The organism is Yoonia maritima (assembly GCF_043641945.1).
GTDB lineage: Bacteria > Pseudomonadota > Alphaproteobacteria > Rhodobacterales > Rhodobacteraceae > Yoonia > Yoonia maritima_B.
Genome location: NZ_JBHZRX010000005.1, coordinates 179,497 through 201,001, shown reverse-complemented (window position 1 = coordinate 201,001; position 21,505 = coordinate 179,497). Strand labels below are relative to the sequence as shown.

Annotated in this window: 21 protein-coding genes; 12 read left to right on the top strand and 9 right to left on the bottom strand. The window is 53.2% G+C overall.

What is annotated here, in order from left to right; genetic code table 11:
* Positions 1–64 precede the first annotated feature (64 nt).
* From ACHUEV_RS13140 to ACHUEV_RS13115, 6 genes are all read right to left on the bottom strand, one after another.
* On the bottom strand, positions 65–949 hold the full coding sequence (locus ACHUEV_RS13140) for a dynamin family protein (RefSeq protein WP_394180578.1): 885 nt from the start codon (positions 947–949) through the stop codon (positions 65–67).
* The gene (locus ACHUEV_RS13135; protein WP_394180576.1) at positions 949–3,033 is read right to left on the bottom strand and encodes a dynamin family protein; all 2,085 of its coding nucleotides are present in this window, start codon (positions 3,031–3,033) and stop codon (positions 949–951) included. Before ACHUEV_RS13135 ends, ACHUEV_RS13140 begins: the two co-directional genes overlap by 1 nt.
* Before the next feature lie 159 nt (positions 3,034–3,192).
* Positions 3,193–4,533 carry a hypothetical protein gene (locus ACHUEV_RS13130; RefSeq protein ID WP_394180575.1) on the bottom strand — a complete coding sequence of 447 codons (1,341 nt, stop codon included), beginning with the start codon at positions 4,531–4,533 and terminating at the stop codon, positions 3,193–3,195.
* Positions 4,533–5,546, bottom strand: coding sequence for a PP2C family protein-serine/threonine phosphatase (locus ACHUEV_RS13125; RefSeq protein ID WP_394180573.1), 1,014 nt, complete (start codon positions 5,544–5,546; stop codon positions 4,533–4,535). Before ACHUEV_RS13125 ends, ACHUEV_RS13130 begins: the two co-directional genes overlap by 1 nt.
* Positions 5,530–6,342, bottom strand: a complete 813-nt coding sequence (locus tag ACHUEV_RS13120; protein WP_394180571.1) for an FHA domain-containing protein — start codon at positions 6,340–6,342, stop codon at positions 5,530–5,532. The genes ACHUEV_RS13125 and ACHUEV_RS13120 overlap by 17 nt, the downstream gene beginning before the upstream one ends.
* 55 nt (positions 6,343–6,397) lie before the next feature.
* On the bottom strand, positions 6,398–8,566 hold the full coding sequence (locus ACHUEV_RS13115) for a serine/threonine protein kinase (RefSeq protein WP_394180569.1): 2,169 nt from the start codon (positions 8,564–8,566) through the stop codon (positions 6,398–6,400).
* A gap of 465 nt (positions 8,567–9,031) precedes the next feature.
* Here ACHUEV_RS13115 and ACHUEV_RS13110 point away from each other — a divergent pair, with 465 nt between their 5' ends.
* The 12 genes from ACHUEV_RS13110 to phbB all read left to right on the top strand — a co-directional run bounded on the left by ACHUEV_RS13110 (position 9,032) and on the right by phbB (position 20,063).
* Entirely contained in the window at positions 9,032–10,006 is a 975-nt protein-coding gene (locus ACHUEV_RS13110) for a type I glyceraldehyde-3-phosphate dehydrogenase (RefSeq protein WP_394180567.1), read from the top strand.
* Positions 10,007–10,107: 101 nt separating this feature from the next.
* Entirely contained in the window at positions 10,108–11,034 is a 927-nt protein-coding gene (locus tag ACHUEV_RS13105) for an ABC transporter ATP-binding protein (RefSeq protein ID WP_106358968.1), read from the top strand.
* The gene (locus ACHUEV_RS13100; protein ID WP_394180565.1) at positions 11,031–11,792 is read left to right on the top strand and encodes an ABC transporter permease; all 762 of its coding nucleotides are present in this window, start codon (positions 11,031–11,033) and stop codon (positions 11,790–11,792) included. Before ACHUEV_RS13105 ends, ACHUEV_RS13100 begins: the two co-directional genes overlap by 4 nt.
* 36 nt (positions 11,793–11,828) lie before the next feature.
* Positions 11,829–12,623, top strand: a complete 795-nt coding sequence (locus ACHUEV_RS13095) for a S49 family peptidase (protein ID WP_394180563.1) — start codon at positions 11,829–11,831, stop codon at positions 12,621–12,623.
* Positions 12,624–12,783: 160 nt separating this feature from the next.
* Positions 12,784–13,560: an SDR family oxidoreductase gene (locus ACHUEV_RS13090; RefSeq protein WP_394180561.1), complete on the top strand. Its 777-nt coding sequence runs from the start codon at positions 12,784–12,786 to the stop codon at positions 13,558–13,560.
* A gap of 283 nt (positions 13,561–13,843) precedes the next feature.
* On the top strand, positions 13,844–15,712 hold the full coding sequence (gene uvrC, locus ACHUEV_RS13085; RefSeq protein ID WP_394180559.1) for an excinuclease ABC subunit UvrC: 1,869 nt from the start codon (positions 13,844–13,846) through the stop codon (positions 15,710–15,712).
* A gap of 90 nt (positions 15,713–15,802) precedes the next feature.
* Positions 15,803–16,468, top strand: coding sequence for a CDP-diacylglycerol--glycerol-3-phosphate 3-phosphatidyltransferase (pgsA, locus tag ACHUEV_RS13080; RefSeq protein WP_106358963.1), 666 nt, complete (start codon positions 15,803–15,805; stop codon positions 16,466–16,468).
* Positions 16,468–16,713 carry a molybdopterin converting factor subunit 1 gene (gene moaD / locus ACHUEV_RS13075; protein ID WP_394180652.1) on the top strand — a complete coding sequence of 82 codons (246 nt, stop codon included), beginning with the start codon at positions 16,468–16,470 and terminating at the stop codon, positions 16,711–16,713. The genes pgsA and moaD overlap by 1 nt, the downstream gene beginning before the upstream one ends.
* Positions 16,714–17,154 carry a molybdenum cofactor biosynthesis protein MoaE gene (locus ACHUEV_RS13070; RefSeq protein WP_394180557.1) on the top strand — a complete coding sequence of 147 codons (441 nt, stop codon included), beginning with the start codon at positions 16,714–16,716 and terminating at the stop codon, positions 17,152–17,154.
* Positions 17,155–17,222: 68 nt separating this feature from the next.
* Positions 17,223–18,020, top strand: coding sequence for an EAL domain-containing protein (locus ACHUEV_RS13065; protein ID WP_394180555.1), 798 nt, complete (start codon positions 17,223–17,225; stop codon positions 18,018–18,020).
* 74 nt (positions 18,021–18,094) lie between these two features.
* The gene (locus tag ACHUEV_RS13060) at positions 18,095–19,270 is read left to right on the top strand and encodes an acetyl-CoA C-acetyltransferase (RefSeq protein ID WP_394180553.1); all 1,176 of its coding nucleotides are present in this window, start codon (positions 18,095–18,097) and stop codon (positions 19,268–19,270) included.
* Positions 19,271–19,337: 67 nt separating this feature from the next.
* The gene (gene phbB / locus ACHUEV_RS13055; protein ID WP_394180551.1) at positions 19,338–20,063 is read left to right on the top strand and encodes an acetoacetyl-CoA reductase; all 726 of its coding nucleotides are present in this window, start codon (positions 19,338–19,340) and stop codon (positions 20,061–20,063) included.
* Between the two features lie 179 nt (positions 20,064–20,242).
* Here the strand turns inward: phbB and ACHUEV_RS13050 are convergent, their stop codons facing one another.
* The 3 genes from ACHUEV_RS13050 to ACHUEV_RS13040 all read right to left on the bottom strand — a co-directional run bounded on the left by ACHUEV_RS13050 (position 20,243) and on the right by ACHUEV_RS13040 (position 21,496).
* Entirely contained in the window at positions 20,243–20,410 is a 168-nt protein-coding gene (locus ACHUEV_RS13050; protein ID WP_394180549.1) for a YdcH family protein, read from the bottom strand.
* 119 nt (positions 20,411–20,529) lie between these two features.
* Positions 20,530–21,306: a tRNA1(Val) (adenine(37)-N6)-methyltransferase gene (locus ACHUEV_RS13045; protein WP_394180547.1), complete on the bottom strand. Its 777-nt coding sequence runs from the start codon at positions 21,304–21,306 to the stop codon at positions 20,530–20,532.
* The gene (locus ACHUEV_RS13040) at positions 21,278–21,496 is read right to left on the bottom strand and encodes a putative signal transducing protein (protein WP_394180545.1); all 219 of its coding nucleotides are present in this window, start codon (positions 21,494–21,496) and stop codon (positions 21,278–21,280) included. The genes ACHUEV_RS13045 and ACHUEV_RS13040 overlap by 29 nt, the downstream gene beginning before the upstream one ends.
* Positions 21,497–21,505 lie beyond the last annotated feature (9 nt).

Sequence of the window (21,505 nt, the reverse complement as noted above, 5' to 3'; positions counted from 1 at the left end):
CGTTGATATGTGACTGATTACGTCAAAACGGTCCAGTGTGGAAGCCTGTCAAATCGACACACGCCTAGGATGTGGGTGCGCCGGGCTTTGACGGAATTTCCGCTGCCTGTGCCTGTTCTGCTGTCGGTCGTTCCCTTTTGGGGCTGTCTGCGTTCAGCGGGCGTTTGACACGGCGTGGCAATACCGCTGCGGCAACAGGCTCTGGAATCGCTGTTCCATCGGCAATGTTGTACAGGGGCAGTTCTGACCGCGCGGCAAGTTTGCTGAGCTTTTCAACCGCTTGAATGAGGTGCTCAACAAACGGACCCGCGCCGCTTGCATCCCAGCGCTCAAAGTCTTCGCCAGCTTCCAGCGCTTGCAGCAATGAAATTGGGAAGGTGGCAGCAAACTGGCCATCTGTTTCACGACGTACCCGCTTAAAGACGCGCAGGCGGTCTTTCTCGGTTGTTAGCTTATCAAAACGTGTGATCAGAAGAATCGAATTTTCACGGACTGCATTAGGCATCGTGTCCCAAACAGCGGCTTCGGACTGTCGCCATGCTTGGGTCGCGTGGGTCAGCCAGATAACGGCATCCACTTCGGGCAGCATCCGTTCCCAAACGTCGGAAGACATGTTGGGGTCAGAAATGCCGGGAAAGTCGATCAGGTCGCAGACATCCAAGATGTCACATTCCAGAAACAGGCGAATGCACATGGTTTCTTCGACAGGGATATCTTCGAGACGATCAAGCGACACAGGTTCTGTAGACCCATCAACGTCAACACGGAAAGGCGCATGGGTGCCGTGTGACATCCAGACGGGCGACAAACGCGTCGCTGTAACCTTTTCAGGTAGAGGACGTGCACCCATCAAGAGGTTTGAAAGCGTGCTTTTACCGGCCGAAAACTCGCCCATCAAAGCGATGCGTGGTTTGCGTGGCCCACCTGACGCGGGGGTCGTATCAGTCATCAGGCGGTTCCTTCTGCTTCGGCTGGCGCGCTATCACTAAGTTCTTCGAAGATGTAGTCGAATAGCTCTTCGCGTTCTTGCTGCGCAGTGATTCCGAAGATGTCTTTCAGGTCTTCTTTGTTGAGGTTCGATTTTTCGCTGAGATCGGTCAGGAATCCGCGCTGTTCAGCAAGGAAATCACGTAGTTCGGCTTCTGCCAACTTACGAATTTCTTCTGCCTGCCGGACTTTGAGTTCATCCACGATTGGCGCTGTCTCTGCTTCGATCAGGTCATAAAAACCACTTGCGAAGGCACGATAACCTTTGCGGCGTTTCCACCAGCCTTTCCACCACGACGTCTGCAGATCAAGCGCGATGGTTTGACCCAGCGACACGGGCGCAGGGATTTCAGGAGCTGCAGGTGGAGTGATCGAGAAGTTTTCAACCGCGACGCCAAACGCCGTGCGGTAAGTTTCTGCCAGATCAGCGGAAGCCGCCGCAAACACCTGATCACAAGTCGACGACACATTGCGCCGCATCACCTGATAGCTGGTGCGCAGCAACATGCGCAGCCCATCAGGGCTGTATTGCCAAACTTCTTCTTCACCGTTGTTTTCAAGGTGCTGAAGCAATGATTCCAATGCACGATCCAAGAACCGTTTATGCGATTGATCGACGCGTGATCCGAACTGCTGGAAAACGATATCCATGCGGTCGTTCAGGAATTTAAGATTGTCGGCCTCTAGCTTGTCCAAATGGGCAACCAGCTGGTCGTGTGGCATCACTTCGACAGAGTCGCCCTCAAGCCGCATAGAAACCATAGAGCTGGACGCGCGTACGCCGCCAACAAGGTTCAATGCACGCTTGCGCGAGGCAGAAAGAATCTCGGCACCCGGACCTTCGGAAATGCGTTCGGACAAAGCGCGGTACAGTTGAGGTACGCCCGACAGGTGCCAAACCAATTCGTTGATTTCCATGCCAGCGGTTTCAGCGCTTAGCGACGCTTCAGCCCAGTTAAACATGGCTTCCGCACTTTCGGCGACGATGTCGTCAAGCGTTTCGCCAAGGGCGATGTTAGCCCAGTAGGCGCTACCAAAGATAAGTTCCGGATTTTCAGGCCCGTTATTATCCTTCAGCGTTTGTAGAATACTGTCGCGAATTTCTGGAACTTGCTCTGCCGGGTTCGAAAGCTCATCAATCCGGTTCACAAATATGATCACTTCGCGCGATTTGACGTTGGCGATCAGGCGGATCAGGCCCATATCCATCGAGCTAAGTGCCTGATGGGCGGACAACACGACAACACAGATGCGGCTATCGCGCAGCGCGTTGATGGTAATTTGCTCGCGCATCATGAACGTATCGTTCACACCGGGAGTGTCGCGGACACACAGCGGCATCGGAATGGATTTGGCTTCGAGGTATAGATCGGCCGACTTGGTGATATCAGCGAAGCGACCTTGCTGGTCTTCTTCTTCCAAATCTTCGAAATCGTCGCCCATACAGACGTAGCGTTGAACAAGGTCATCGTTCAGTTCTGCATAGTTATGCTTTTGACCAAGCAGCAGTTCGAACTTACGGCCAAGGCGCGCTTTGGTCTTGTCACGCATCTCTGCGATCTGTTCGCGCACTTTTTCGAGCTCTTCGTCGGCGCCAGCACGGCTGGACAGTTCACCGATTCGGCCGCCGTTTTCGACCAAGTGGTCCCATTCACCTTGGCTAAAGAACTGGAACGTCGCCGTCGGCGCGTCCTTTGCTAGAGGAGCATTGAGGTGCAAAGACGTTACAACAGAGGTCCACGGGTTTACGTCCGCAGGTAGTAAATTCGGGCGCCCAACCATGGCGTTCACAAGTGAGGTCTTACCAGATTTGATCTGACCAATCATTGTGATGCTTGGCTCAAATGCGCGTAACTGTTTGATAAGTCGTGTAGATTTCTTTTCCGCATCCGAACCACCTAGCTTGACAACGTCAGCTAGCGTAGCTTCCAGATCAACGACTTCGTCATGAAACGCTTCGAGCTTCTCTAAGCCAAGTCGCATGAACGGGTGGTGTGCTGCCGGGACTTTGTAACCATCCCCTTTTGTCAGCTCTTCCATCTTCATTCGTGTCCGTCCTCAATAGTCTTCTTGGCTACCATCCATATCAGTTGATAGCCGCTTCGCCAAATCACGACGCTATCACAGGTTTATTGCCAAAACGGAAACAGATTGATGCGTTAAGAATAAGGCACCGACCCAAAGTTTTTGACAAATGTACCCAATCTAGGCCGCCAGATCCGCCTGCAATTCGTATTTGATTTGCAACAGCAGGCTTAGCGCCTCGATCGCTGCGTTATCATTCTTTTCCATTTGCATCAGCTGGGCAAGATCCGCCGCATCAAACGCGGTTTCACGTGCGCGAACCAATGCTTGATCAGAATCATCACCGTTTTCATTTAGATAGTCACAAATCCACTGAACGTGTTCGACTGTCGTCGCGATGACTTGCGCTGGCGCGTCTTCGCCCGCAGCTGCAACAATTTCAGCGATCTCGCTGCTTTGCTTGGCGATGTACTGCAGCGCTGTCTCGTACGCTTCGCGAGTTGCGGGGTGCAATGTAACGACGGCGCTTTTGATTTCGTCGCTGTCAGCTGTTCTTGAAACAGGGATATCTGTTTCGATTCTGGAAACGACACCGTTCTCGACAATTGATAGCGTTACAGTTGTCGCATCTTGTGTCTGACCGGGATCGCCAGCGGTAACATCTTGCTTTGAAACAGCTTCTAGTTTTCCTGCGAGCGCATCAGCGTTCTGATGCAAGAGGATATCGCCCCTATCGACAGCTGACTGACGGCCTTGGTCGACTTGCTTCAAAACCGCAGCAATGAGCGCAAGTCCGCCACTGGCGCGCATTTGGTCTTTGTCGACAGAGCCATCTGGCTTGCGAGAGGCCAGTGCGTCGGTCGTTGCGATCGATAATACGTGATTGAATTCGTTGCCTGCGGCCTTGCGAACAGCCGTCATTGCGATGTCCAACTTACCCGCAGCAGCAATGTGATCCGCGTGGGTAAGCATCAAGAAACCGTGGTCTTTGATCATGTCGGGCATTTGCGCCCACACGTTTTGCTCTGCCGGGAGGAAACCTTTTGTACACCACATAGCGACGTCACAGCGTTTTGCAGCCCATTGGCTGGCACGGTGAAGCGCTTCTGGATCACCGCTCGACGCTTCAACTTCCATCACAGAAATTTTCTTTAGCGCGGGAAGCGGCATACGCAGTTCAACAAAGATGGGCTCGAGCTCCGCGATCTCTTGTACGTCAATGCCATTGAGCGTGGTCTTATCTTCGTCGGCAAGCGTACAGATCGCTTGTTCGGTGTCGCCGTAAATCAGCTGTACGGTTGGCAGATTGACGCCATCAGGGATGACCTCTTTTCCGACCAGAAGATTGAGGATTTTGGATTTTCCGGCGCCGGGCATGCCCAGCAAGCCAACACGGACAGGCTGATCCAGCCGTCCCAGCAGTTGCATCGCACGGCGACGCGCGGCATCAGGAAGCAGGCCGCTTTCGACAGCCTGCTTTAGTTCTTCTTGAACACGTGTGCTCAGTGATTGATTCGACATTACTTGCCTCCGGCGGCCACTTTAGCCTGAGGCGTAGCCTCATCAACCTCCGGATTTGTGCTGTCGTCAACTTTGCTGACAGGCTTCACTTCTTTGATAACCGGCTTGGCATCTTTAGCAGCAACTCTGTCAACTTCGGTTGGGTCTACAACACGTGTAATTGTCGAAGCATGTGTTTCCACGTGACCAATTGGTTTCGCGCGGATAGCGCGGATAACCGGCTTGTTGTGGTTTAGCTTGATAACCGAGAATGAGACGTTGTCCTGATCTGGATCGGCCAAAGCTTCGATTGCCTCAAGAAGATAACCTGCGATCTCGGCGCTTTTGCGACGACGATAGCGTTGCAGAATCTTTTGGATCTGCGGCTCTTCTAGGTACTGAAGACCGTCACTGGAAACGACGACGATGTCACCGACTTGCAGTTCGAATGGGGTCTTTGGGCAATCTGATTTCGCAACACGGTCGCCCAGAATAACTGAGGTTAGACAATTGCGGTCAGGGTGGTTTTTACCAGCTTCAGGATCCAACAGACCTGACTGCACCATGAAATCAATCTGCGGTGCCATCGAATGGTCTTCGTTCAGCTGCTGCATCTTGCCGTTGCGGAAGTGGTAAAGGGGAGAGTCCCCAATCGACATCCAGAACATACGGTTTTCGATCAGCACTAGCGATACAAGCGTTGCGCCCATGCCACGTGTCTCAGGGTGCTCCTGCACGTGCTCACGCACCACGTTGTTGGCGTTAACTGCAGCAGCAGTCAGGTACTGCGGGATCTCACTTTCAAAATCTGCAAAGTTTGCACTTTGAAATTTAAGCTCACTGAATACTTCAGTTACGACGATCTTGCTCGCGACGTCACCGGCAGCATGACCGCCCATCCCGTCAGCAAGAACGACCACACCGCTGTCAGCCCCAAAAGGGAAGTCGCTGACAATTGCGTCCTCTTGATAGTCTCGGCCGCCCTGACAAATCGCTGATGCGACGTCAAAACGAGGTTCAGGCGATCGCCACATCTTCGTCCTCCCCAGAAGCGCCATCGGTCCAGTTAAACGTTTGGTCGCACAGAGCTACAAAGCGCAGAACTGTTTCGCCTAGCCGAATGACATCGCCGGACTTCAGGGCTTCGTTACTGATAAGCGGTTTGTCGTTCAGACGAACGATGTTCGATTTGCCGCCGTGTCCAAGCAGGAATTCTTTGGTTTCGGCGTCGTAAACGATCGCCGCGTGGTTCGTGCGCGAGATAGAGTTATCGCCAAAATCAAGCTGGACAGCCTGATCTTCGCCACGACCAATCTGTGACATGCCAGCCATCAGTGTGAAGCATTCGCCACGGCCTGGGCCTTCGGATACCACGAGCCAACCCACTGGGAACTTAGCGCGTTGTGTTGGTGCTGCCTTTGGTGCGTCGTTGAACAGATCAACAACATCGCCGTCAGACTTTTCAAATCCGATAAGACGGGTTTTTGTCCGACGTGCACGTGCTGGCGACCGCGCAGCAGCGGCAGATGCTGCAGCAGGGGACGCGTTTGGCAGTTCAGGTGCTGTTTCAGGCAGGCCTGATGAAGCAGTGTCTTCTTCAACATCCCAGATGTTTGCAGGACCAGCGGACGCCGCTGATTTGTCCGCGGCAGGAGACACCTTGGTGTTCACAGATGACAGAATGTCTGAGACTGCGGCTTCGCCGGACTCGTCGCCAGTGATCGCACCAACGGTATCACGGTATGACTGCTCTAAATTGTCAACGCCTGCAGGACGGCGAGGAGTTTCATCACGCCGCTTTTTACCAATGAGATTACGAATGAATTTCATTTTCTTTACCTTCCAATTTGCATCATGATGCGACCCCCGACGGCCGCGTCATGGATTAGTTTTCAGCGCCTGAATAGATCAGTGAGGCAACCCACATGCTGCCGTCACGTTGAACGGCGAACATGAACTGCTCTACACCTTTATCCAGCTCTCGGTTGAAGATGTTCAACAAAGAGTCGCGGTTAGTGATACTTTCGGCTGTTGGGATATATGATACCACAACGTCGCCAGTTTGCAGGCCACCAGCCAGATTCGTTGGCATATCGGCAACAATTGTCCGCCATGCATCGCCAACGAAGGCAGTTTCAAACTGGACGCCGTTCAGCAAGTTAACCTCTTGCACGACTGGCAGACCCCAAGAATGTTCAGCAGTTGCGCCGGTCGCAGGGTCAATTGTACCAAATGCAACGTTAATATTTGCTGGTACATTTTCTGGGTCGGTTGAAGCACGAAGCGCATTCGGGATATCCGAAATTGAATCGACAGCAATGCCATTGACGCTTGTGATCTCGAGGCCGGGCTTAACCCAAACAGGAGAGATCAGTGCGACCTCAGAAATAACGTTTGAGGCATCATCAGCGGCCGAGAATGGAAGTTCCACGTTCCATGATGATTCCAAAGATGCGGGTACTAGCTCATTGCCGGGTACGACTGCGTCGATTGCGACTTCTAAGCCAGTACCGATCGTATCAACGGTGTCAGGTGTCGCTGGGAGAGCAACATCTGCAGTCTCTGTATCCGCGACAGGGCGATTCCCAGTTTGATTAGGGAATTCAGCGTTCACGTCTGGATCTGTGACTGTGGTCTCTGGCGTTGCAACTGGCTCTGGCAGGGGTTCTGGTTCAGGCTCTGGTAGTGCTGCTTGCTCAACGCTTTCAGGACGAACTGTTGGACGCAGAGTCGGTTCGTCTACAATCACCGGCTCTTCTACGATGACCGGCGCAATTGTAGGTTCTTCAACGACCACAGGTGCGGGCGCAGGTGCCTCTGCTTCTGGTTCGACGACTGCAACTTCTTCTTCCGGCTCAGCCGCTGGTGTCTCTACGACTGGCGCTACTGGTGCAAGCGCTTCAACCTCAGGTGTGGTTTCTGTTGCGACTTCCTGCTCTGCAACTGGTGCGACTGGGGCATCTTCGCCGCCAGACATAGTCATAACAGCAACACCACCAAGAAGAGCAACTACAGCAGCGGAACCAAGCAACAGAGGAAGCTTAGACTTTTTCTTTGTTGTGGCAGCGGCGGCAGCGGCAGCCGGCTTAGCGTTGTTGGTCACATTCAGAGGCGTTACGTTGCTAACGTTGCCGTCCATCACGTCTAGCCATTCTTTGGCAGACTGAATGCGGTCCTTTGGCAGAACGGCCAGCGCTTTGTCGATCGCTTGAAGGAATGAGTCTTCATAGTCAGGGAAACGACCTGCCAACTTGACATATGGGTCTTCGTCGCCAGAAGCGATCGCCGCGAGGCGTGCTTGGCTGTTTGGCGGAACGTCGTTTTCGATCAGGTGGTAGAAAGATGCAGCAAGCGCATAAAGGTCACTGCTTGGGCTTTGCTCGGAACCAGCGATATAGAATTCCTGTGGGGAATAGCCGTCCTTAACAACGCGTAGTGCAGACAGCACACGGCTTTGCTTTGTCGCTTCTTCGCGCGCCGCACCAAAGTCGATCAGAACAGGGTGAAAATCCTGATTGATAAGAATGTTATCTGGCGAAATGTCACGGTGCAGGATGCCCTGATCGTGGATAAAGCCGACAGCACCAAGAACCTCTTTTAGGATCGTCTTGATTTGCGCTGGTGTCAGTGTGTTTGTCGGATCTTCAATCGTATCCAGCAGGTCACGACCTTCGACAAAGTCGAGCGCCATATACGCAGTATCATTGTCTTCGAAGACCTGGTGCACGCCGACGATGTTCGGGTGATTCAGCTTCGCGAGGCTGCGGGCCTCTTGTACGAACAGGCGCACAATTGACTTCAGCTCGTTCTGGTGCGCGCGGGAACGCGCCTGCACGACATAACGGCTACGACGGCAGAATGCTCCTGGGAAGCACTCCTTAATAACGATCTTACGATCAAGGCTATCCTTCGCGAGGTACGTGATCCCAAAACCACCTGCGTTCAGGAAGCTTTCAATCGTGTACTGGCCGTGCATCAACTTCGTGCCCGGCTTAAGCTCGTCAACGAAGCTGTCTTTATCGTCCGCGTTTTCTTTCACTTGCGCCTCGGCCATCCTACATCCAGCTCTCAAACTTCAACGGCATTGCGGAACAGCCGCTTGCCTTTATCGTCTAGTCTCATCCAAATTAGGCCAAAAAGTGACGCCAACTTGTTGTTTAGTGGTTCGTAATCCCCGAAAAATCGATGGATTGCCACCTCAGCAAGAAACAGTAGCAGGCGGTTTTCCGCCTAATCCGCCCTATTTTTACTGATAATAGATGCTTTTCATCTAGAAATATGCCGAAGGCCAGAGCCGTGGCAAAAAATTAGTCCATTTCTTTCTCTAGATACTGAATTTGCATCGATGTGATGCTTGTACGCGTCACTTATGTGAGGGAAACGGGGAAAAATCGTGCAGTTGGAACACCGATTCTCTACGGCCAAGCCATTGGAGCGATGAAAAAACTAGCTCTAGTACCCGCCTTGAACCCCTAATAACAAAGGTGCAGCATCAGGTTAGGCGTCTAAAGGCAGGGCAATGGCACGTATTTTCATCAATGGCTTTGGTCGAATCGGTCGCACAATGCTGCGCACATGGGCATCTGGCCTTTGGCAAGACATTGAGATCGTCGGGATCAACGATATCGCCGCTCCAGAGCTATGCGCGCATCTATTTATGTATGATAGTGTCTTTGGACCCTATCAGGGGAAGGCAGATTTTTCTGACGGTTCACTGATTCTTGATGGTCGAGCGTTTCCATTTAGCCAAACATCCGACATCAGCACGCTCGATCTGCAGGAAGTCGATCTAGTATTAGAGTGTACCGGGAAAGCTGACGCACGTGACATTGCAGAGCGCAGTTTGAAAGCTGGTGCGAAGCGTGTGCTTATTTCCGGACCCTCAAGCGCGGCGGACTTGACCGTAGTCCTGGGCGCTAATGATCATCTGCTTGCCGACCAACCAATCGTGTCGAATGCATCGTGTACGACAAACGCGCTCGCACCTTTGGTGAAGCTTTTGGATGATACGTGGGGTCTGCAAACTGGCTGGATGACGACGATCCACTGTTACACTGGCAGTCAGCCAACAATTGATGCCCCGCGCGGTGACATGATGCGTAGCCGCGCTGCTGGGCTTTCGATGGTGCCGACCACAACATCCGCGCAGCGTCTATTAAACGAAGTGCTTCCTGATATTGCAGGGCGGATCGAAGCTGCGGCCGTACGTGTGCCTGTCGCATCAGTTTCGGCTGTGGACCTAACAGTAACGTTGGACCGAAAGGTGGCATTGGACGAAGTGCACGATGTGCTGCGCCAGCAGTCGGGTATCATCGGCCACACGGACAAGCCGCTGGTGTCATCTGATCTACGTGCCCGTCCAGAAAGTCTGATCGTGTCCCTGCCAGAGACACGCGTGACCGCCGGTGGTTTGGTGCGTGTGTTTGGGTGGTATGACAACGAATGGGGTTTTTCATGTCGGATGCTTGATGTGGCGCAGATGATGACTACTTAGCATCAACATTCCCCAAAACTGTGCGCCGCCGAAGGTATTGCGTAGCCTTTCACTTTCGCTCCGTTCACGTTAAGTTCCATGAGCTAATCAAAGGTTGCTTCATGCCCTCCATCGTTTCTGTCGAAAATCTACGCAAAGCATACCCAGGTGGCTTTGAGGCGCTTAAAGGCGTCAATCTTGAAATTGAAGAGGGCGAGATACTTGCCCTTCTTGGCCCGAACGGGGCTGGTAAAACGACCCTGATCTCGACTGTCTGTGGGATTACAGTTCCGACGGGTGGTTCGATCACTGTGGGTGGTTTCGATACGCTCACTGATTATCGCGCGACGCGTGACCTGATCGGACTTGTCCCCCAAGAGATAAATCTCGAGCCGTTTGAAACGGTTTTTAACACTGTGAGTTTTTCGCGTGGACTATTCGGCAAGCCGCGCAATGATGACTATATTAACCGTATCCTTGATCAGCTGTCGCTTGGTGACAAGAAGAACAGCAAGATCATGGCGCTGTCCGGCGGCATGAAACGTCGCGTGTTGATCGCTAAGGCGCTTTCGCATGAGCCGCGCGTTCTGTTCTTGGACGAACCGACCGCAGGTGTTGATGTCGAACTGCGCAAAGATATGTGGGACGTTGTCGCCGAGCTAAAGGCCGCAGGTGTCACGATCATCCTGACGACACACTATATAGAAGAGGCGGAAGCGATCGCTGATCGTGTGGGTGTTATTAATGGCGGGCAAATCCTGTTGGTGCAGGACAAATCCGAAATGATGGCGCAGATGGGCCAAAAGCAATTGCAGATTTCGCTTAGCGAAGCAGTGGCCGAAGTACCCGCGGCACTCGCAGGTTATGAGCTTGACCGTGCAGATGATGGTCTAAGCCTGACATATACATATGACACCAACGGCGAACGCACTGGCATCACAACACTATTGAATGATCTGGCGGCAGCGGGGCTGACCATGACCGATCTTCAAACCAAACAAAGCAGCCTAGAAGACATTTTTGTCGGCCTCGTAAAGGAAACGGCATGAACATTTACGCAGTTCAGACAATCTATCGATCCGAAATGAAGCGCTTCTTTCGGACGATCATGCAAAGCTTGATCTCTCCGGTGATCTCGACCTCGCTTTACTTTATCGTTTTTGGGGCCGCTATCGGTAGCCGCATCCAAGAAGTCGAAGGCGTCAGCTATGGTGCGTTTATTGTGCCGGGGTTGATCATGCTGTCAGTTATGACGCAGGCCACATCAAACGCGAGCTTTGGGATATATTTCCCGAAATTCACGGGCACGATCTATGAACTACTGTCAGCACCGGTCAACTTCCTAGAGATCGTCTTGGGGTATGTCGGCGCAGCCGCGACGAAAGCGATGTTTATCGGCGTGATAATCCTGATCACCGCGTTCTTCTTTGTCGATCTTAACATCGCGCACCCGATTGCGATGGTCGCTTTCTTGGTAATGACCTGTCTTAGCTTTTCGCTACTTGGGTTCATCATCGGCATTTGGGCAGGCAACTTTGAACAATTGCAGCTGATCCCTCTACTGGTCATCACACCGCTTGTGTTCCTTGGTGGGTCTTTCTATTCGGTATCGATGCTGCCTGGTATTTGGCAGACGATCGCCATGTTTAACCCCGTTGTTTATCTGATCTCTGGGTTCCGCTGGGCGTTTTTTGGGGTGGCCGATGTTGACATCACGGTATCGCTTGCTGCGATTGCGCTGTTCACCGGTGCATGTTTGGCCGCCATCTGGTGGATATTCCGTACTGGCTGGCGGATCCGTCAGTAAGCTTGCGAAACCCGTAATTCTGCCTAAGGTTAACCTATGAAACGCTTTATCCCTTTTGTGAAAACGCCCCCGTTTGTTGCCGTCATTCGGTTGCAGGGTGCGATCACTAATAATGGGCGCGGGTTGGATAACCCGAGCCTTGCCCCGTCCTTTGAGAAGGCATTTCGCAAGGGTAAACCTGCGGCAGTTGCGCTTGAGATTAACTGTCCCGGTGGATCGCCTGTGCAATCATCACTGATTGCTGCACGTATCCGGCGGCTGGCAGATGAAAAGAAAGTACCTGTCTTTGCCTTTGTCGAAGATGTTGCTGCATCCGGCGGCTATTGGCTGGCATGTGCTGCGGACGAAATCTTCATTGATGCCTGCTCGCTGACAGGTTCTATAGGCGTCATTAGTTCTGGTTTTGGTGCGCACGAGGCTATCGCGAGTTACGGAATTGAACGCCGCGTGCATACAGCCGGTAAATCCAAATCAATGATGGACCCGTTTAAGCCCGAAAAACCTGCTGATGTGAAAAAGCTCAAAGTTTGGCTAGATGACCTGCACGAGACCTTTATCGCCTATGTAAAATCGCGTCGCGGGCCAAAGCTTTCGGATAACCCTGATCTATTCACAGGCGAGGTCTACATCGGCCAGAAAAGCGTCGACGAAGGTCTTGTCGATGGGATTGGCCACCTTGTACCCGTGATGAAACAGCGCTTTGGCGACGACGTCCAATTCCGCCGCTACGGTCAGAAAAAGACAATCCTGTCTCGCTTTGGCGCGCAGATTGTTGATAACACTGTGGCAGGGATCGAAGAACGGGCCGCTTTCGCAAGGTTCGGCCTGTGATCGTCAAAGCAATATTTCTGTTTTTGGCCTTCATGGCCGTGCTTGGCATTTTCGGTAAATGGCGATTTCCGGGACAGCAGCGATTGTCCGATGCGAAATGCCCGAACTGCCAGCGCTATCGGATAGGTAAAGGCCCGTGCCAATGCAAAAAGGGACGCCCATGAAGGCGCTTGTAACAGGTGCAGGTGCACGGTTGGGACAGGCGATGGCGCTGTATCTAGGGAAGCGCGGGTATGATGTGGCCGTCCACTATGCTGGCTCCGCTGATGGTGCTGCCGCGACAGTAGCGCAGTTACAGGATATGGGGCGTACTGCGGTGGCTCTTCAGGCTGATTTGCTAGACGAAAGCGCGGCGCAAGCGTTGATCGGGCGTGCTGTTGACGCGCTGGGCGGTCAGTTGACCTGTCTGGTGAATAACGCTTCGATATTTGAATATGACAACGTGACGTCTGCCACCCGTGAAAGCTGGGACAGACATATCGAATCTAACCTACGTGCGCCTTTCGTTTTGACGCAGCAGTTCGCGGCGCAGGCCCCCAAGGCAGGCACTGACGAAAACGGTGAGCCGATTGCGCAGGCGCTGATTGTGAACATGCTGGATCAAAGGGTTCACAAGCTGACTCCAGAGTTCATGAGCTACACGATTGCCAAGATGGGGTTGTGGGCGATGACACAGACCACGGCGCAGGCATTGGCCCCTCATGTGCGGGTGAACGGTATCGGGCCTGGTCCGACCTTGCAGGGCCATCGACAGACCAAAGCCCACTTTGATGCGCAGCGTGCGGCGACCATTCTGGGGCGCGGTGCTAACCCGGCAGACATCACTGCAGCACTTGGATATTTCTTGGATGCGCCCGCGGTGACGGGCCAAATGATTGCCGTGGACGGTGGCCAGCATCTTGGCTGGCAAACGCCAGATGTCCTTGGGGTTGAGTAGTGACGCGAGAGTTGTGCACTATGCGGGTGGCTTGGTCACGAAACTGTCATAATTAACCAGTTTTTCAGGGGTTTAATTGGTTGTTCATAAAAATTCATAGATTTATCAATGACTTAAATATTTGCCTATTTTTTGAGCAAATCGACGAACCCTGCTAAATAGAAAGGAAATTTCCGACTCTCACGGAAATGCCCACCGACTTATCCACAGAAACGGTGGATGCCTTTCCTCTTGTCCCTGCTGCATTACCATTGCAGCCAAAGTAGAATCAAAGAAACGGCCCATGACCGAGCAAACGACCCAGCAACCGACGACAGGATATGATCGGATCTACGGGTATCTGCGTACGTTGGATTCTTCACCGGGCGTTTATCGTATGCTCGATGCGGAAAGCCGGGTGCTGTATGTCGGTAAGGCACGCAACCTGCGGAACCGTGTTAGTAACTATTCTCGGCCGGGCAATCATTCGCCGCGGATCGCGCGGATGATCAGCGAAACTGCCTCGATGATGTTTCTTACGACGCGGACCGAGACAGAGGCGCTGCTTCTTGAGCAGAACCTGATTAAGCAGCTAAAGCCGCGTTACAATGTTTTGCTGCGCGACGATAAATCATTCCCGAATATCCTCGTGACAAAGTCGCACGCTTATCCGCAGATCAAGAAGCACCGTGGTGCTAAGAAGGAAAAGGGTAGCTATTTCGGCCCCTTTGCTAGCGCAGGTGCGGTGAACCGAACGCTAAAGCAGTTGCAGCGCGTTTTCTTGCTGCGCAACTGTACGGATATCGAGTTTGAAAACCGGACACGCCCATGTCTGCAGTATCAGATCAAACGATGCAGTGGCCCGTGCTGTGGCAAAATCTCTGACGAAGATTATGCTGATACAGTGCGCGACGCCGAAAGCTTTCTTCAGGGGCGCACAAAGCGGATTCAGGAAACGTTGGCCAAGCAGATGCAGGATGCGTCTGACAACCTTGAGTTTGAGCGCGCAGCGGCCCTACGCGACCGTATCCAGGCGTTAACGCAGGTGCAATCCGCGCAAGGGATCAATCCGCAAACCACTGAAGAGGCCGACGTCATCGCATTGCACACGGACGGCGGGCAAGCCTGTGTACAGGTGTTCTTTTACCGTGCGAACCAGAACTGGGGGAACCACGATTATTATCCGCGGATCAGCGGCGACGAAGACCCATCCGAGGTGATGGAGGCCTTTGTTGGTCAGTTCTACGCCCACCGAGATCCACCCAAAATGGTGATCCTTTCACATGGGCTGGATAACGATGAGCTGATGGCTGACGCGCTGGCAGAAAAGGCCGGGCGCAAGGTTGATGTGATCATTCCGCAGCGTGGAGAAAAGGCCGAGCTGGTCCATAATGCGCTACGCAATGCCCGCGAAAGCCTTGCGCGGAAAATGTCAGAAACTGCGACACAGGCCCGATTGCTAAAAGGGTTGGCCGAAGCATTCGAACTGCCCAAACCCCCGCAGCGGATTGAGGTCTATGATAACTCGCACATTCAGGGTGCGCATGCTGTCGGCGCAATGGTCGTCGCAGGGCCAGATGGGTTCGAAAAGAACCAATACCGCAAGTTTAACATTCGCGGTAATAACCTCGTGCCGGGGGACGACTTTGGCATGATGAAAGAGGTCATGACTCGCCGCTTCCAACGGCTGTTGAAAGAAGACCCCGATAGAACAACCGGGTCTTGGCCCGACTTGCTGTTGATTGATGGCGGTGCAGGCCAAGTCAGCGCTGTGCGTGAAATTATGACTGAACTTGGCGTTGGCGATATCGCGATGGTCGGAGTGGCCAAAGGCGAGGACCGCGACGCCGGTAAAGAAGAATTCTACCGTACTGGCAAACGTGTCATGGCACTGCGCCACAACGACCCGGTGCTTTATTTCATCCAACGTATGCGCGACGAAGTTCACCGCTTTGCCATTGGCACCCACCGCGCAAAACGTAGCAAAGCGATCGGCGCGACGCCTTTGGATGATGTGCCCGGCGTAGGTGCGACGCGCAAGCGCGCTTTGCTCGCGCATTTCGGATCGGCCAAGGCCGTCACTCGTGCAAATCTTGCTGATCTAAAGGCCGTTGTCGGTGTCTCGGATAGCCTTGCGCAGACCATCTATGACTACTTCCACGAAAAGGGCTAAGCCGAGAACGATATTTGCGTTTAGCTGCGGTATTTCGACACAAAAGAAGTGGGATATGGTCAGCGGCTGCGAAGCGGGGTAGGTAGAGGCATGACAATGAATATACCTAATATCCTCACGATCTTACGTTTGGCCGCTGCGCCAGGCGTTGTGATCATGTTCCTTTACTTTAACAGGCCTTGGGCGGACTGGTTCGCACTGGTGTTGTTCGTCGTGGCTGCGTTGACCGACTTTGTCGATGGCTACCTTGCGCGGCTTTGGAAACAAGAAAGCAAATTGGGCGCGATGCTTGACCCAATCGCTGACAAGGCGATGGTGATTATCGCCCTTGTGGTGATCACCGGCTTTTCCAGTATGAACCCATGGATTCTGTTGCCCGCCACCTTGATCATTTTTCGCGAAGTCTTTGTATCTGGCTTGCGCGAATTCTTGGGTGATACCGCAGGAACTCTAAAAGTCACTAAGCTCGCGAAATGGAAAACGACCGCCCAGATGGTTGGTATCGCACTGCTGTTTGCGGCTGGCGCGTTTGAACACTATTTCATGATCCATTCGCTCGCGATGACTTCAGAAATGGTTGATGCCGCCCTGAATGGCACAGGACCGGATGATTTTGGCCTTTCATGGAAATACAACGGCATGATCTTTAGCAGCTGGGCCGGTATTTCGATTCTTTGGATCGCGGCATTGCTAACGGCGATCACCGGCTGGGATTACTTTAACAAATCTCGCCCATATCTTCGGGATGGTGCATGATGAACGTCGTCTACTTTGCCTGGGTCCGTGAACGTATCGGTCTGCCGCAAGAACAGGTCGATACGAATGCGGCAACTGTGGCAGACTTGGTCGAAGAACTGAAAGCCCGCGAAGATCGGTACAAGGCAGCCTTTGCAGACATATCCGCGCTGCGGGTGGCATTGGATCAAGAACTTGCCGAGTTTGATGCGCCGCTTGCTGGCGTCAAAGAGATCGCATTCTTTCCGCCGATGACAGGTGGATAAATGACAGTCCGCGTGCAGCCAGAATTGTTTGATGCCGGGACCGAACTTAATCGTTTTGCGCAGGGTCGCAGCGACGTTGGTGCCGTGGTTAGTTTTACGGGCGTCGTTCGCGACACCGATGGCGACTTACAGGAAATGCAGATCGAACATTATCCCGGCATGACAGAATCCGCGATTGCAAAGATAGTGCAAGAGGCAACAACCCGTTGGGGGTTGGCCGATGCGCTGGTCATTCATCGGTATGGGGCACTGAAACCGGGCGCCCCGATTATGATGGTGGCCACGGCTGCAGCACACCGGGCAGCGGCGTTCGAGGCGGCCGATTTCCTCATGGATTACCTCAAATCGCGTGCGCCATTCTGGAAGAAAGAGATAACAACAGCAGGTGCAAGCTGGGTCGCGGCTAAGGACGCAGACGAAGATGCGCTAAAACGCTGGTGACGCGTCTTTATTAATCCGATGTTAGTTAGCTTTGGTTCATTTTGGGCATGTCCCAATGGAATCGAAAGATGCAACAAGCTGTTAACGAACTGGATGATCATGCGCTGCTTGATCCCCTGCAATATGCGATGGCGAGCCGTGATGCCGATGTCATGGACTTGGTGCGTGACGCGTTAGGCGCTGGGCGCGCGCAGCTGGCGTTTCAGCCGATCATGACTAGCGAAGCATCCCCGCAAATCGCTTTCTACGAAGGTCTGGTGCGCCTATCGGATGATGCTGGGCGTATTATCCCCGCTGCGCATTTTATGTCCTTGATCGAAGAAACTGTCATGGGGCGTCAGATTGACTGTGTGACGCTAGATTTAGCCCTCAAAATGCTGGTCGCTCGTCCCAACTTGCGGCTGTCTGTTAACCTGTCAGCGCGGTCAATCGGTGACGGTGAATGGCGGCGTATATTGGACAATGGCCTGCTAAATCGGGCAAAGCCGGGTGATCGTCTAATTTTTGAAATTAGCGAGACATCTGCGATGATGCTGCATGAAAATGTCATCCGTTTCATGACCGAGATGCAGCCCAAGGGGGTCGCATTTGCATTGGACGGATTTGGCGCAGGCTATACCGCCTTTCGTCATCTTAAGGATTTCTTCTTTGACCTCGTTAAGATCGACAAAAGCTTTATCAGGGGAATCGATCAGAATGCCGACAACCAAGTTCTGGCAGAGGCGCTGGTAACCGTCGCCCGCCAGTTTGAGATGTTTGCCGTCGCTGACGGCGTCGAGACAGCACAAGAAGCAGCTTTCCTCAAAGGGTTGGGGGTCGATTGTCTTCAGGGCTATTATTACGGGGTTCCAAAATTAGGCCTGTGACTGGATGTCAGCTTGCGCCTTTCGCCTGTAAGTGGCACCGTTCATTTGAGTGAGGAAAACTTAGGGGAAATTTTATGACCAACGTTGTTATTGCGTCCGCCGCACGTACCGCAGTGGGCAGCTTTGCCGGTGCTTTTGCAAACACACCTGCACATGAATTGGGTGCCGCCATTCTAGAGGAAGTTGTAGCGCGCGCTGGGATCGACAAGTCGGAAGTAAGCGAGACAATTCTCGGTCAGGTGCTGACTGCTGCACAGGGTCAAAACCCGGCACGTCAGGCCCATATAAACGCAGGTCTGCCAATCGAATCCGCTGCTTGGGGGATTAACCAAGTATGTGGTTCCGGGCTTCGCGCTGTGGCGCTGGGCGCGCAACATATCCAGCTAGGTGATGCGACGATTGTCGCCGCCGGTGGCCAAGAAAGCATGACCCTTAGCCCCCATGCAGCACACCTACGCGCTGGCCAAAAGATGGGCGACATGCAGTTCATCGATACGATGATCCGCGACGGGCTTTGGGATGCATTCAACAACTATCATATGGGCCAGACTGCTGAAAATGTTGCGAACCAGTGGCAAATCACCCGTGACATGCAGGATGAATTCGCGGTCGCATCGCAAAACAAAGCAGAGGCGGCACAAAAGGCTGGTAAATTCGCGGATGAGATTGCGGCCTTCACGGTAAAGACCCGCAAAGGTGACATCGTCGTTGATCAGGATGAATACATCCGCCACGGCGCGACAATGGAAGCGATGCAAAAATTGCGCCCCGCTTTCACAAAAGATGGGTCGGTTACCGCTGCGAATGCTTCTGGTCTGAATGATGGTGCCGCTGCGACGTTGTTGATGACAGCAGATGATGCCGAAAAACGCGGGATTGAGCCACTAGCGCGGATTGCGTCTTACGCCACTGCTGGTCTTGACCCGTCAATCATGGGTGTCGGTCCCGTCATGGCAAGCCGTAAGGCGCTAGAAAAAGCAGGGTGGAGCGTGTCTGACCTTGACCTTGTAGAGGCGAACGAAGCCTTCGCCGCGCAGGCCTGTGCTGTGAACAAGGAAATGGGCTGGGATCCCGAAATTGTAAACGTCAACGGTGGCGCGATTGCGATTGGACACCCCATTGGTGCGTCCGGTTGTCGCGTGCTGAACACCCTTTTGTTTGAAATGAAGCGCCGCGGTGCAAAAAAAGGACTTGCGACGTTGTGTATCGGTGGCGGTATGGGTGTTGCAATGTGCGTCGAGCGCCCGTAACTATGTGTCTGTAATTGAACGTTTTGAGCAATAAGATTGCTCGCTTAAATCTCTGGGAGGAGAAGAAATGACACGAGTAGCTCTCGTCACAGGAGGCTCGCGCGGTATTGGCGCGGCGATTTCAACAGCACTCAAGGACGCGGGCTACTCAGTCGCAGCGACTTATGCCGGGAATGATGAAAAGGCAGCAGCTTTTACAGCGGAAACCGGCATCAAGACCTACAAATGGGACGTTGGCAATTACGAGGCGTGCGCCGCAGGGATTGCGCAAGTCGAGGCTGATCTTGGTCCAGTTGATGTTCTGGTTAACAATGCAGGTATCACACGCGATGCCCCATTCCACAAAATGACCCCGCAGCAGTGGAAAGAGGTCGTGGATACCAACCTATCTGGGGTCTTCAACATGACCCATCCGGTTTGGCCTGGTATGCGTGAACGCAAGTTTGGGCGCGTCATCACCATTAGCTCGATCAATGGGCAGAAGGGCCAGTTCGCACAGGCGAACTATGCGGCGGCGAAAGCAGGCGACATCGGCTTTACCAAGGCATTGGCGCAAGAAGGTGCCCGCGCTGGCATCACTGTGAACGTCGTTGCACCGGGTTACATCAACACCGAGATGATGAGCACAATCCCCGAAAAGGTGATGAACGAAGTCATTTTGCCCCAAATCCCGGTAGGGCGTCTGGGCGAAGCATCCGAAATCGCGCGTGCTGTTCTGTTCTTGGCGTCAGATGAGGCGGGTTTCATTACTGGTTCAACGATTACCGCCAATGGCGGTCAGTACATGATCTAAACTTGGCACTCATATACGAGAATGGCCACGTCTTGATGACGTGGCCATTTTTGTTTGTGGGGCGTCTGGCTTTGTCTACGCATTCACGGGTGAGATTTCCTATCCACCCGGATCTGGGGCGCGTCAAAGCACAAGAGACGTACTCCTACTTTAGGCGTTTGAGTTTACGCCCGTCGCTTTTAGTGCGTGCTGAGTTTGTTGATTTCTTCTTTCAGCATAAGCTTCTGTTTTTTGAGCTTCGCAATTTCAAGATCGTCTGTCGCAGGGCTTCGCTGCATAACCGCGACATGGTCCGAGAGGTTTTGGTGTTTTTTCTTCAGTTCCTGCAGGTGTGAACTCAAGCTCATGGTCGTCCTCCTCTGGGGTTTGTGAGTAAATCAATTGCAACACATTTGTAACGCGAAGTCACGCTGCACCACAGCAATTCAGTGTGAATATAGGTTGGTTGAAAAACCTTGCTGGAAGATTAAGGGAGGATGGGTAATTCTGCGCCACTTCGCAAAACGTCATTAACTTGCGGGGTATAGCTTTCTTTATCACCAGCATGCACCTTGCCTTTATGCATGACCAGAACGGGTGCCATTCGAAATGCTGCGCGCCCTTCTTGCCGCGCCTGAAGCAAAAATAGTTCCGGCGCACGTTCTTCGCGGCCTGCGATTGGGCGTAGAATCATCGCCCCGAGCCGTCCTTCTAACGCTGCGATGACTTCTGGCAACCGTTCGATCCTTTGAATAATCGTCAGATAGCCACGGGGTCCAACCCGGCGGGCGGCGATATCCAGCCAGTCTGCAAGGGGGGTATCGCCTCCCAGTGCAACGTCGCGCCCGGCGTCTTGTGCGGCGACGCTTGCTGTTCGGTCAAAATACGGAGGGTTCATAATGACGTGATCAAACCGTTGCTGACGGACCTCGGCAGGCAACCGGCGCAGGTCGGCGTTCACCACTTTCAACATGGCGTTATTTTCTAATGCATTTCGGCGGGCGAGCTCCGCATAGTCGTCCTGCAATTCGACGCCCGTCAGACTAAGGTCCGGTACGCGGGCGGCTAAGCACAATGAGGCGACCCCAACGCCACAGCCAAGTTCAAGCACGGTTTGTCCCGGTTTTGCGGGCGTGCTGGCGGCTAGCAGAACGGGATCAACACCAGCGCGGTATCCCTTTCTAGGCTGATAAACCCGCAGTTTACCCCCTAGAAAATCGTCTTTTGTCAGGTCTTCAATCACGGCCAAGGTCAATCTTTGCATCACGCATGACGGCTTCTGCCATAAACAAGTCGCGGTCAATCACCATCAGGCGGCGTGGCATTATGCCTATGCTTCCTTCGAGGACGCTCATATTTACGTCGAAGGTGAACCAGTCTATACCCTCGCTGTCCAGCAGGGCGGTTGCAAAGGCGATGACAGTCGGGTCATTGGTGCGCAAAAGCTCTTTCATAACTAAGAC